Annotated in this window: 14 protein-coding genes and 1 other annotated feature; of the genes, 10 read left to right on the top strand and 4 right to left on the bottom strand. The window is 36.3% G+C overall.

Annotated features, from left to right (window positions below):
* Positions 1 to 479 precede the first annotated feature (479 nt).
* A complete protein-coding gene (locus tag MHB75_RS00890) occupies positions 480 to 836 on the top strand; it encodes a cyclic-phosphate processing receiver domain-containing protein (protein ID WP_340995290.1) in 357 nt (118 codons plus the stop codon).
* A gap of 41 nt (positions 837 to 877) precedes the next feature.
* On the opposite strand, the gene MHB75_RS00895 is transcribed toward MHB75_RS00890, so the two are convergent.
* Positions 878 to 1,084 (bottom strand): DUF2929 family protein, encoded by a 207-nt coding sequence (locus tag MHB75_RS00895; protein ID WP_068455425.1) that lies wholly within the window; start codon positions 1,082 to 1,084, stop codon positions 878 to 880.
* A gap of 190 nt (positions 1,085 to 1,274) precedes the next feature.
* Between MHB75_RS00895 and MHB75_RS00900 the strand changes: the two genes are divergently transcribed.
* The 3 genes from MHB75_RS00900 (at position 1,275) to MHB75_RS00910 (ending at position 3,798) form a co-directional block, all read left to right on the top strand.
* Entirely contained in the window at positions 1,275 to 2,213 is a 939-nt protein-coding gene (locus tag MHB75_RS00900; RefSeq protein WP_340995293.1) for a beta-ketoacyl-ACP synthase III, read from the top strand.
* 33 nt (positions 2,214 to 2,246) lie between these two features.
* Positions 2,247 to 3,488 (top strand): beta-ketoacyl-ACP synthase II, encoded by a 1,242-nt coding sequence (fabF, locus tag MHB75_RS00905; protein WP_141275038.1) that lies wholly within the window; start codon positions 2,247 to 2,249, stop codon positions 3,486 to 3,488.
* Between the two features lie 106 nt (positions 3,489 to 3,594).
* Complete coding sequence (locus MHB75_RS00910) at positions 3,595 to 3,798, top strand: helix-turn-helix transcriptional regulator (protein WP_121175821.1); 204 nt, start codon at positions 3,595 to 3,597, stop codon at positions 3,796 to 3,798.
* Positions 3,799 to 3,869: 71 nt separating this feature from the next.
* On the opposite strand, the gene tnpA is transcribed toward MHB75_RS00910, so the two are convergent.
* Entirely contained in the window at positions 3,870 to 4,268 is a 399-nt protein-coding gene (gene tnpA / locus MHB75_RS00915) for an IS200/IS605 family transposase (RefSeq protein ID WP_141275039.1), read from the bottom strand.
* Positions 4,268 to 4,402 (bottom strand): hypothetical protein, encoded by a 135-nt coding sequence (locus MHB75_RS00920; RefSeq protein ID WP_255314798.1) that lies wholly within the window; start codon positions 4,400 to 4,402, stop codon positions 4,268 to 4,270. The genes tnpA and MHB75_RS00920 overlap by 1 nt, the downstream gene beginning before the upstream one ends.
* An 89-nt stretch (positions 4,403 to 4,491) precedes the next feature.
* Here MHB75_RS00920 and tnpB point away from each other — a divergent pair, with 89 nt between their 5' ends.
* On the top strand, positions 4,492 to 5,667 hold the full coding sequence (gene tnpB, locus MHB75_RS00925) for an IS200/IS605 family element RNA-guided endonuclease TnpB (protein ID WP_141275040.1): 1,176 nt from the start codon (positions 4,492 to 4,494) through the stop codon (positions 5,665 to 5,667).
* 55 nt (positions 5,668 to 5,722) lie between these two features.
* A complete protein-coding gene (locus MHB75_RS00930) occupies positions 5,723 to 6,082 on the top strand; it encodes a hypothetical protein (protein WP_141275041.1) in 360 nt (119 codons plus the stop codon).
* 334 nt (positions 6,083 to 6,416) lie between these two features.
* On the opposite strand, the gene trpS is transcribed toward MHB75_RS00930, so the two are convergent.
* Positions 6,417 to 7,421 (bottom strand): tryptophan--tRNA ligase, encoded by a 1,005-nt coding sequence (gene trpS, locus MHB75_RS00935; RefSeq protein ID WP_340995302.1) that lies wholly within the window; start codon positions 7,419 to 7,421, stop codon positions 6,417 to 6,419.
* Positions 7,422 to 7,465: 44 nt separating this feature from the next.
* Positions 7,466 to 7,689 (bottom strand) — a binding site (T-box leader).
* A gap of 348 nt (positions 7,690 to 8,037) precedes the next feature.
* On the opposite strand from trpS, the gene spxA reads away from it, so the two are divergent.
* The 4 genes from spxA to pepF all read left to right on the top strand — a co-directional run bounded on the left by spxA (position 8,038) and on the right by pepF (position 12,549).
* Complete coding sequence (gene spxA, locus MHB75_RS00940) at positions 8,038 to 8,433, top strand: transcriptional regulator SpxA (protein WP_068457536.1); 396 nt, start codon at positions 8,038 to 8,040, stop codon at positions 8,431 to 8,433.
* Between the two features lie 367 nt (positions 8,434 to 8,800).
* A complete protein-coding gene (locus MHB75_RS00945; protein WP_141274447.1) occupies positions 8,801 to 9,448 on the top strand; it encodes an adaptor protein MecA in 648 nt (215 codons plus the stop codon).
* A gap of 159 nt (positions 9,449 to 9,607) precedes the next feature.
* Entirely contained in the window at positions 9,608 to 10,684 is a 1,077-nt protein-coding gene (locus MHB75_RS00950; protein WP_340995305.1) for a competence protein CoiA, read from the top strand.
* A gap of 50 nt (positions 10,685 to 10,734) precedes the next feature.
* Entirely contained in the window at positions 10,735 to 12,549 is a 1,815-nt protein-coding gene (gene pepF / locus MHB75_RS00955) for an oligoendopeptidase F (protein WP_340995307.1), read from the top strand.
* Positions 12,550 to 12,811 lie beyond the last annotated feature (262 nt).

Below are 12,811 nucleotides of genomic sequence, written 5' to 3' on the forward strand. Positions count from 1 at the left end.
AATTTACTTGGTTCACTGACGTACACAACAAAAGTACAACTTCTTGCTATAAAGAAAGAGGCATAGTCATTAATGAATTTTAAACAAATATTTTATTTTTTTGTCGGAATGTTAATTCTATTATTAGCAGGTGATATAACTTATAATACGGAGCATATTATTCCGATTTTCATAGTAATGGTATCAGTTTTTTATTTACTATATACGGAGATTTTTAAGAATAAATTTTCAATAAAGAGCATGTTAATAGGTATAATGATTGCATGGTTCATATATCATTTTGTGAATATTTGGTTTTTACAAAGTGCATCTTTAAAATAATACATGATGTCGCACCTCAAAAGTAAAACTGAATTTTGAGGTGTTTTTTTAATGTCAAAATATACGGCGAAGTTTATATATACCAAATAATTACTTATGATATATAATAGAGTGAGAACAAAAGTTCGTAATTTTATTATAGAGAGAAGTGAGGATAGATGAATGTATATGTAGATGATTTACGAGATTGTCCTGAAGGGTTCACAATTGCTAGAACCTTTGAAGAAGCGGTGACTTTATTGGAACAGCATGAGGTGGATATTTTGTCATTGGATCATGATTTAGGTGAGGATGCAGAGGGGAATCTACTGCCGACAGGGTATGATTTGGTCAAGTACTTCTGTGAACATGGTTTACGAGCAAATAAAATTTATTTGCATACTGATAATCCGGTAGGACGAGAAAATATGTATGAAACGTTGAAGGGGGCAAAGCGTAGAGGTTTTATTGATGAAGATATTGAGATTTATCATTATTCCATCATACCCAATCGTTATAGTGGTCCAACTGAATAAATAAAAAAAGACATGTACGCATGTACGTGTCTCTTTTTTGTTTATTGTCTGTGTGAATCGATATCTTGTGCTTCACCTTTTGGAAGGATTGCGCCTACGATTACGACGAATACTGCAAATACAACTGAGAAGATTAAACCTTGCTTCACTTGTTCCATTTCGAATGGTGTGTTACCGATAGCAGAAGTTACATAATTTAAAAGTGTAAATAATACAGCACTCCAGAATAATAAAACGATGTATTTCATTGATTTTCACCTCTGATTTTACATTTGTACTCTATTAATAATAGCATAACGAAGAAGTAAATTGAAATACTCTTTTCATTCGTACAGTAGATTTTGTCAAAGTTTTGTCAATAGTGTTGAAAACTGAAAACGGTTCGATTATAATTAGTACCAGGTATTAATAATTGGTATTTGAAAAGGGGCGCTATAGATGGCAGCTGGTTTAATTGGTATTGGACGTTATGTACCAGAAAATATCGTGACAAATGCAGATTTAGAGAAAATGATGGATACATCAGATGAATGGATTCGCACACGTACGGGGATTGAAGAACGTCGTATTGCGGGAGACGATGAAAATACATCTGATTTAGCTTTTAAAGCAGCGGAAGCAGCAATTAAAGACGCAGGAATTACAGCGGATCAAATCGGTTTAATTCTTGTGAATACAGTAACACCTGATCAACCATTCCCAACAGTCGCATGTATGATTCAAGAACGTTTAGGTGCAACGAAGGCAGCGGCGATGGATCAATCGGCAGCTTGTGCAGGTTATATGTATGGATTAGTAACAGCGAAGCACTTCGTTGAAGCAGGTACATATGATTATGTATTAGTTGTAGGTGCAGAAAAGTTATCAAAAATTACAGACTGGACAGATCGTAACACAGCCGTATTATTCGGTGATGGTGCTTGTGCAGCTGTAGTTGGCAAGGTATCAGAAGGTCGTGGTATATTAGCTTATGAACTAGGAGCAGATGGTTCTGGTGGCAAATTCTTATATCAAGATGAACATGATCACATCGCAATGAATGGTCGCGAAGTATTCAAATTTGCGGTACGTCAAATGGGCGAATCTGCGATGAATGTAATCGAAAAAGCAGGTTACCAAAAAGAAGACGTGGACTTCTTAATTCCACACCAAGCAAATATTCGTATCATTGATGCAGCACGTAAACGTTTAGACTTACCAGAAGACAAGGTAGCAGCAGTGATTAGTAAATACGGTAATACATCTGCCGCTTCAATCGGGAATGCGATGGTTGAATGTGTAGGAAATGGTAAAATCAAAGATGACGATTTAATCGTATTAGTTGGTTTCGGTGGCGGTCTAACATGGGGCGCAATCGCATTACGATACGGTAAATAAAATTTAACGAGCTAGAAAGAAGGGGTTTTAGACATGACGAAAAAAAGAGTAGTAGTGACAGGTATTGGTGCGGTTACACCTTTAGCAAATGATGCACATGCAACATGGGAAGCCATCAAAAAGGGTCAATCGGGTATTGGGCCACTTACACGTATTGATGCAGAAAAATTTCCTGTAAGTGTAGCAGCAGAAGTAAAAGATTTCGATATCGAACAATACGTAGTGAAAAAAGAAGCGCGTAAGATGGATCGCTTCACACACTATGCACTTGCGGCAGCAACAATGGCTGTAAAAGATGCAGACTTAACAATCGACGATTCAAACGCACCGCGCGTGGGTGTATGGTTAGGTTCAGGTATTGGCGGTATGGAAACATTTGAACAACAATACACAAACTTAATTACAAAAGGTCCACGTCGTGTGAGCCCGTTCTTCGTACCAATGATGATTCCAGATATGGCAGCAGGTCAAGTTTCGATTCACTTAGGTGCAAAAGGTATTAACACATGTACGGTAACAGCTTGTGCTACAGGTACAAACTCAATCGGTGATGCGTTCAAAGTAATCGAACGTGGCGATGCAGATGTGATGATTACAGGTGGAACAGAAGCACCAATCACGGAGTTATCAGTAGCTGGTTTCTGTGCAAATACGGCACTATCATTAAATCCAGATCCAAAAACAGCTTCACGTCCATTCGATAAAGAGCGTGACGGTTTCGTTATGGGTGAAGGTGCAGGGATTGTCGTATTAGAAAGTTTAGAACATGCTTTAGCACGCGGCGCGAAAATCTACGGTGAAGTTGTAGGTTACGGTGCCTCAGGTGATGCATATCATATTACAGCTCCAGCTCCAGGTGGAGAAGGTGCAGCACGTGCGATGACACAAGCGATTGAAGATGCAGGAATTGACCCATCTCAAATTGATTACATTAATGCACATGGTACATCAACTTACTACAATGATATGCTTGAAACAGAAGCAATCAAAAAAGTATTAGGCGACCATGCACAAAAAGTAGCAATCAGCTCAACAAAATCAATGACTGGTCATATGTTAGGTGCAGCTGGTGGCGTAGAAGCTATCTTCTCAGTATTAGCACTGAAAGAAGGAATTGTTCCACCAACAATGAATCTTCAAAACCAAGCGGAAGAGTGTGATCTAAACTACACACCAAATGCAGCGGTAGAGAAAACAATGGAGTACGCATTAAGTAACTCATTCGGCTTTGGTGGACATAACGCAACACTTGTATTCAAAAAATACGAAGCATAATAATACAAAGGCATTACATCTTTTTGGTGTAGTGTCTTTTTTTATTCCATTTATTGTTATGTAGAGTTATAATGTAAAGTAAGCTTTACATTCGTCGGAGGAAAATATGAAAAACCATGTAAGAGATTTGCGGATGCAGTATGATTTATCGCAAGATGCATTAGCAGAAAAAGTAGGGGTATCACGACAGACGATTATTTCACTTGAAAAAGGAAAATATAATCCATCCATCATGTTAGCTTTTAAATTAGCACGTGTGTTTCGATGTCAGATTGAGGATCTTTTTATTTATGAGGAGGAGAATACTTGAAGAACAAACAGCTGGTATTTTATAAGAGGGGCGTAAAACCCCTACGCCTTTAGGCTAGGGGGATGTAAGCCCTAACTACCTTGTGTTTGAATGTATTTTTGAATAATCTCTTTGCTAACATTTCCAATGCTACAAGAAAAGTATCCGTCACCCCAAAAGGTGCGTTCTTTCCAAAAATGTCGAGAAAGATATTCGTGATGCTTTTGCCATATCCGATAAGTCGTGAGTTGCTTCAACAACCTAACAATTTCAAGAATACTCCATTTTGGAGAATAACGAATTAATACATGAATATGGTCTTGGTCGATTTCTTGCTCAATAATCTGCCAACCGTAATAATTAGAAATACATTCGATTTCGGTCTTAATATCATGACCTACTTTTAACAATAGCTTTTTACGATATTTACAAACAAATATCAAGTGACACATAAGTAAATGTTTGCTGTGGTTTTCAGAAATATAATCCATTATTTTTCTAAGCCTTTACGAATTAGTTCGTAAACTGCACTTGCGAAGGTTTGAATATTGTGTTTTTCTCTATACTCTTCAATTCGTATTACCAAATCAATAGGGAATTTAATCAGCTTTGCTACACGTTCCATTAGTTTCACTCCTTTTAAAGTATATACTTTTGAAATATACCGACGCTTAATATATACTGATAGCATATCCTAAAAGGAGGTGAAAATCAATGTTAGTAAATAAGGCGTATAAATTTCGGATATATCCAAACAACAAACAGACTGAACTAATCAATAAGACCATTGGTTCTGCAAGGTTTGTCTTTAACTTCTTTTTAGGCAAACAAAAAGACAAAGATGCTTACTGGTATCTCTGTGAAGAAATGGTTCAAAACGGACAGCTTCCAGTGAACAACTGGAAAGGAAAGTGTTTGAACAAATATGAAACCGTTAAAGCAGTTAAGGAATTAAAGAAACAGTACATTTTCTTAAAAGAAGTGGATAGTATTGCATTGCAAAAATCTGTTGAAAATTTAGCAGATTCTTACGATAGGTACTACAAGAAACAGAACAAATATCCACGTTTTAAGTCTAAAAAGAATCCTGTTCAATCTTACACAACAAAGCATACGAACGGAAATATCGCAATTGATGGTAACTATATTAAGTTACCTAAACTTGGTCTTGTTCGCTTTGCGAAAAGTCGTGAAGTTACAGGAAAAATCCTACATGCAACGATTAGACGAAATCCGTCAGGAAAATACTTTGTTTCCATCGGAACAGAAGTTGAAGTTAAAGAATTACCCAAAACAAAATCAGCTATTGGAATAGATGTCGGACTCAAAGATTTTGCCATTCTTTCAGATGGAACGACTTATACTAACCCTAAGTTCTTTCGTACATTGGAAGAAAAGTTAGCAAAGGCACAACGTACCCTAAGCAGACGAACTATTGGCGGTGCGAACTGGTATAAAGCAAAAATCAAAGTGGCTCGTATCCATGAAAAGATAGTAAATATACGTAAAGATTACTTGGACAAAATATCTACTCGTATTGTCAAAAACCACGACATTATTGGAATGGAAGATTTGTCTGTCAGTAATATGTTAAAGAATCGCAACCTTGCCAAAGCAATCAGTGAAGTGTCATGGTCACAATTCAAAACCATGATTGAATACAAAGCCAAATGGTACGGAAAACAAGTTGTGACGGTTGCGAAGAACTTTCCATCCAGTCAGCTATGTTCTTGTTGTGGCTATCAAAACAAAGACGTTAAAAATCTTGGATTGCGTGAATGGGGTTGCCCAAAATGTCATACCCATCATGATCGAGATATTAACGCAGGACAAAATCTTAAAAATGAAGCTATAAGACTTCTAACCGTAGGGACTACGGAGATAGCCTAATCAATTAGAGTTCGATAGAACTCTGTACTTAGGAATCCACTATGGCTTTAGCCTAGTGGTAGTTCAAATATTAGGTACTATTTTATTCATTAATGCACTTGTACTGAATCTACCATCGATTTTAAACTTTGAATTTCCGAATGCAATCATGGCATTTGGTCTAGCCATTATGGCGTTTTGTCTTGCCTATTTAACGCCGCATTTTGCAGAGAAAGATGAACGTGCGCAGAAGATTCGAGAACGCGCAATATATATGAGTTATTTCTGGGGTATGGGCTTCTTGTTGGTTCTTTTAATCGTATTCAATCCATTATCTACGTTCGAGTTAGCTGCTTTTCAATTATTATCATTATTTATCGCACTCTATCTATCCATCGTCTTTTTAAATATGGTTTACTACGCAAGAAAATATTAAAACAGGCTATATAAAACATAGCTGTCGCAACAAAAAGAAGTACAACCCCTTTCCTCCTTTTATTGGCGTTCGCAACAAAAAAGAAGTACAACCCCTTTCCTCCTTTTATTGGCGTTCGCAACAAAAAAGAAGTACAACCCCTTTCCTCCTTTTATTGGCGTTCGCAATAAAAAAGAAGTACAACCCCTTTCCTCCTTTTATTGGCGTTCGCAACAAAAAGAAGTACAACCCCTTTCCTCCTTTTATTGGCGTTCGCAACAAAAAACTGGAACCGCACCACAGCGCGATTCCAGTTTTTCTTATGCTCATATGAGATGATGTCTTTTATAGCGTATTATTTTTTCTTCTTCACTTTACGACCTAAGCCCATCGCTGCTTCCATACGGTCAATTGTTGCTGAAGCAATCGCATTTGCTTTATCGCGACCTTCATCTAAGATGCGGTCTAATTCAGGTGAATCAATTAATTCTTTATAGCGTGCTTGAATTGGTGCTAGATGGTTGATTACAGCCTCTGCAACACCTGCTTTAAAGTCACCATATCCTTTACCTTCATACTTCGCTACAACTTCATCAACTGTTTTACCTGTAAGTGATGATTCAATAATAAGTAAGTTAGATACGCCTGGTTTGTTTTCAACATCAAAACGTACAACACCCTCTGAATCCGTCACAGCCGATTTGATTTTCTTCTCGATTTGTTTTGGCTCATCTAAAATACGGATGGTTGCCTTTGCATTCGCATCTGATTTACTCATCTTCTTCGTAGGGTCTTGTAGGGATTTAATGCGCGCACCGTTCTTCGGTAATTGAATATCTGGTACAACGAATGTTTTACCAAAACGTTTATTGAAGCGCTCTGCTAAATCGCGTGTTAATTCGATATGTTGTTTTTGGTCATCACCTACAGGAACTAGGTGTGTATTATATAGAAGAATGTCACCAGCCATTAGCGGTGGATATGTTAAAAGACCAGCCGATACCGATACATTTTCTTTTGATGATTTATCTTTAAATTGTGTCATGCGCTCTAATTCACCAATTGAAGCGATACATTGTAACATCCATCCAGCTTGTGCATGTGCTGGTACTTCAGATTGAATGAATAGAGTTGATTTGTTTGGGTCAATTCCAGCTGCTAAGTAAGTCGCTGCAAGTTTACGGATATTTTCATGCAACTCTTTTGGATCTTGTGGCATTGTAATCGCATGTTGATCAACGATACAGAAGATGCTATCATATTCATCTTGTACCTCTACGAATTGACGAAATGCACCGATATAGTTTCCGAGTGTAATGACGCCTGTTGGCTGAACGCCTGAAAAAATTCTTTTTTTCATTTTTTCTTCCTCCTTCAAATAAAAAAACATCATGCCTCCCTAAAAATAGGGACGAATGATGTTTTGAATCCGCGGTACCACCCAAGCTTGTCATAAAAATATGACCACTCCACCTCGTAACGTGAGGTAATGCGAGCTAAGCTACTTTTTGTCTGTTCACAAAGCTGGCTCCGAAGTCCATTCGACCAAGTGTATCATCTGTTCTCACCAACCACAGATTCTCTGAATATACAAAACTTGATATACTACTCTTCATCTTCGCCTACTATTTCATTGGTTTGATTATATGATAAACATTCTGTAAATGCAAGCGTGTCAAGGGGTGAACGTATTTTCGGTTTTTATTTTCAGTCGTTGTATGCTAAATGAGAAAAAAGATTTTGAAAACTAGGTTTATGTCTATGGAATAAGGGAATAAATATATGTAGTGAAAACTAGATATAGACAAAAAAAGTGTTGGTAAATACAATATGTACGTATTGTAAAATTTTTAAAAAACTATATTCAAACGAATGATTGTATTGTATAATAAGTTTATACTTCTTTATTAGATTTATTCTAATTTAAAAATAACAATTGTTTAGCTCTATACATTTGAAAGGATGTGCTAGATATGATGGTAACACTATTTACATCTCCGAGCTGTACTTCTTGTCGTAAGGCAAAGGCTTGGTTAGAGGAACATGATATTGCATATAAAGAACGTAATATTTTTGCGGAACCACTAACAATCTCTGAAATCAAAGAAATTTTACGTATGACAGAAGATGGGACAGATGAAATCATCTCGACACGTTCTAAAACTTTCCAAAAATTAAAAGTGGATGTAGAAACACTACCTCTACAAAAGTTATATGAATTAATTCAAGATAACCCAGGTTTATTACGTCGTCCGATTATTTTAGATGAAAAGCGCTTGCAAGTAGGTTATAACGAAGATGAAATTCGTCGTTTCTTACCACGTAAAGTACGTGCTTATCAACTTCAAGAAGCACAGCGCATGGTAAATTAGCAAACTCAGGCTGGGACATAAGTGCAAAAAATACATCCCACATGAGCATAAGAAAAACTGGAACCGCGCTGTGGCGCGGTTCCAGTTTTTCGTTGCGAACGCTAAAAAGGGGAAGTGAAATGTTTCGTCCCAGCCTCAGTTTTTTTATGTTAAAGTGCGTCATTTTAGAAAGACGTACTAAAATATAAAAATCAAGTCAAAACGATTGCATTTCATGTGAGACTTTTCTACAATTCATATACAATAGCTAATAGAATCTTTTTCTTTTCTTTTTTTCTGTTGAACACTTACAATAGAAGTAGTAGAGTTAGTTATTCACGTAAGCAATTTGCAGTAAGTCGTAACTAACTGAAGGGAGTTGTTTAGTATGGATATAGAACGCATTAATGACAATACTCTAAAACTTGTGATTTCATATAAAGATATAGAAGAACGTGGCTTTACAAAAGATGAAATTTGGTTTAATCGAGATAAAGGCGAAGAACTATTCTGGGTCATGATGGATGAAATTGACGATGATCAATTTGAAGTGAACGGTCCACTCTGGATTCAAGTAGTCGCGAAAGAAGTCGGTCTTGAATTAACAGTGACAGTTGTAAATGCACCACATGAATTATTTAATGAAGGTATGTTAGATGTACAAAACAAGGGAAGTCAGTTTGCAAATATGTTTGAATCCGATCCATTCACAACCAATGCACAAGATTTTGAAACAGATACCTTCCAATTGTTAGAGGACGCTGTTTTTGAATTAGAAAGCTTTGATGATTTGATTCCGCTAGCAAAATCAATGCCAAGTGGTTTTGATGAAGTGAATGAGTTATATGTATATGAAGGTCGATATTACTTGTACATTGACTTCACACGAGTGGTAGATGTTGAATTACAACAAGATTTCCTAAGTCCGATTTTAGAGTATGCAAAACTTTCAAATCAGACAATTCACGTACTACGTGAATACGGAAAAGCGATTATGGAAGGCGATTGTTTCGCCATTACACGCGAACATTTTTAAAAATAAATAAAATTAGAGAGCTTCATCATTTTATATGGTGAAGTTCTTTTTTTGCGTTAGATTTAGTCTATTGTTTTTTAAAAATCACCCTTTTTTAACAGTTGAGTAAGAGGAATATTTCTTTTATAGTGAGTAAAATCACAATAAGGGGGTCATGTATTGCTGAGTGCATTAACGGAAAAACAGGAGATGGTTTATTTAACGCATGAATTATCAAAAGAGCGTTTGCTTGAAATACGTCAAACACAACATTTTTATTGTCCAGCGTGTCATGAACAATTGATTTTAAAAATTGGGCAAGTCATGATTCCTCATTTTGCACATCGAAAAAATGAACATTGTCAGGTTTTTTCAGAAGGAGAATCGTCACTTCATTTACAGGGGAAGTATGCATTATATCATTGGTTACAGTTTCAACATATTCCGGTATTAGTGGAACCTTATCTAAAAGCGATTCAGCAACGCCCGGATTTATTAATTCAACAACAAGATAAATACATAGCTGTTGAATTTCAATGTAGTGCTTTAACACCCAAACGTCTTACAAAAAGGAATAAAGGTTATCAACAACTAGGAATTGAACCGCTCTGGATTGTCAAAGCGAAGCCATCTTTTTATGAAGGGGTTCAGTGTGTTCAATTAGCTCCTTTTTACCAACAGTTTATATTAAATCGACAGCTTCTTACATTTGATGTTGAAAGAGAACAGTTTCAAATGTATGACCATCTGATTCATATCGCAGGTCGTCGCTATCTCGCCACAGCGAAAAGAACACCCATACACCATCAACCTTTTCCGCTGGAGTTAGTGATTCCGTTTGAACAAGAAAAAATAGCAGAACAGTGGTTGCAAGAACGTGAGCGATATTTAGTAAATCGCTTACGGTTTAACCGTCGTGGTATTCAAGATTCCTTTTTTAAGCTATGTTACGAGCATAAAATTATGTTGCAAGCACTGCCGAATTGGATTGGTATCCCAAGTAGCGTCCAATTATCTGTTCATCCTGTTGAATGGCAATTAGCACTGATTTGCTTCATCCGCTCAGGAGTGACACAAGATTTATCATCGCAATTGTATCATCATAATCGTACATGGCATATTCCTGAACGAGCAATTAGGACGTATATTGACTTCGTTCAACGTGAAAATCCTAACTTATCATGGCAAGATTTAGAAATTAGTTCGATTTCCGAAGAAATTTATCACCAATATGTTGCATTAAAGTTTGATAATTGAGAAAATAGAAAAGAACAAATAAACTAATTATAAAGTAGGGGGTTACGCAGATGACAGAAGTGAAAAAAATGCCATTACGTCATGAAGTACCAGAAGAATTAACATGGCGTTTAGAGGATATTTTTGCGACAGTAGAAGATTGGAATACGGAATATGCAGAGGTAGAAAACTTATTAAAACAAGCACCTGCATTTCAAGGTACATTAAAAGACGGTGCTGAAGCAATGTTAGCTGTTCTTCAATATCGTGATGAAGTATATACACGTTTAGGTAAATTAAATGCGTACTCGCATATGCGTGCAGATCAAGATACAACAAATAGTGAATTCCAAGCGCTAGATAGTCGCTGTAGCTCATTAGTAGCGAAAGCAGTAACAGCACTTTCATTCTTAACACCAGAAATTCTTTCATTATCAGAAGAACAAATCGCAGACTACTTAGCGAATAACGAAGCATTACGCTTATATAAACAAGAGTTAGACGAAATTAATGAACAGCGTGCACATGTCTTACCAGCAGAGCAAGAAGCGATTTTAGCGCAAATGGGTGAAGTGACACAATCATCTTCTAATACATTCGGTATGTTAAATAATGCTGATTTAGAGTTCCCAGTCATTAAAGATGAGAATGGTCATGATGTGCAGTTAACACATGGTAACTATGTACACTTTTTAGAGAGTGCGGATCGTTCTGTACGTGAAGCAGGATTTAAGGCGATGTACGAGACATTCGGTAAATTCAAAAATACATTCGCTTCAACACTTGCAGGGAATGTCAAAGCGCATACGGTATCTGCTCGTATCCGTAAATACGATTCAGCTCGTCAAGCAGCTATGTCGAATAATCATATTCCAGAAAAAGTATACGATCAACTAATCGAGACGGTACATAAAAATATTCATTTAATGCACCGTTATTTAAAATTACGTAAAGAAGTACTTGGTGTCGATGAACTGCATATGTGGGACGTTTATACACCACTTGTAAAAGAGACAAAGATGGAGATGCCATACGAAAAAGCAACAGAGTATATGTTAAACAGCTTTGAAGCAATGGGCGATGAATATGTAGGGATTGTTAAAGAAGCACTTGAGAATCGCTGGGTAGACGTTGTAGAGAACAAAGGGAAGCGTAGTGGAGCTTATTCTTCAGGTTCATATGGAACGAATCCGTATATTTTAATGAACTGGCAAAATAATTTAGATAATTTATATACGTTAGTGCATGAATTTGGTCACTCTGTTCATAGTTACTACACACGTAACAACCAACCAGCTGTGTATGGGGATTATTCAATCTTCGTGGCAGAAGTTGCTTCCACGTGTAATGAAGAGTTATTAACAGATTATTTACTGAAAAACGTAGAAGATGAGAAATTAAAGATCTATATTTTAAATCACTGGTTAGATTCATTCCGCGGCACAATCATTCGTCAAACGATGTTTGCAGAGTTTGAACACTTAATTCATGAGATGGACCGTAACGGTGAACCACTAACAGCAGATGCGCTATCTGAAAAATATCATAAACTGAATAAATTCTACTTCGGTGAAGATATGATTAGCGATGAGGAGATTGCATTAGAGTGGGCACGTATCCCTCACTTCTACTACAATTATTATGTATATCAATATGCGACTGGTAAATCGGCCGCGATTGCATTAAGTACACAAATTCTAAATGAAGGTCAACCAGCAGTTGAGCGTTATACAAACAACTTCTTAAAAGCGGGTTGCTCAGATACACCAATTAACGTATTACGCGCAGCAGGTGTAGATATGGAATCTGCTGAACCAATTCAATTAGCCTTCGATCAATTCGAACGTAACTTAGAAAACTTAGAAGCATTACTTTTAGAAAAATAATGTCTGATCAGTTGGTTTCACAATAAAGTGGAACCAACTTTTTTGATATGTATTCAAAAAACAAAGAAGTTTGAATAATACAGTCTTAAAAATACATAGACACAGAAGAAGAAAGTAGAATGAAATATACTCTAAATAGATCATGCTAAATTTTTATCTAAAAGGAAACGAAGATATGATAAATTTCATAGAAAATAAAAATACTTATTTTGGTATTTATAAAATAAAAAAGAAGTTTATTTTGTCGGATTTTATCGGTTTT

Origin of the sequence: Kurthia sp. FSL E2-0154 (assembly GCF_038003625.1) — a bacterium.
GTDB classification, from domain to species: domain Bacteria; phylum Bacillota; class Bacilli; order Bacillales_A; family Planococcaceae; genus Kurthia; species Kurthia gibsonii.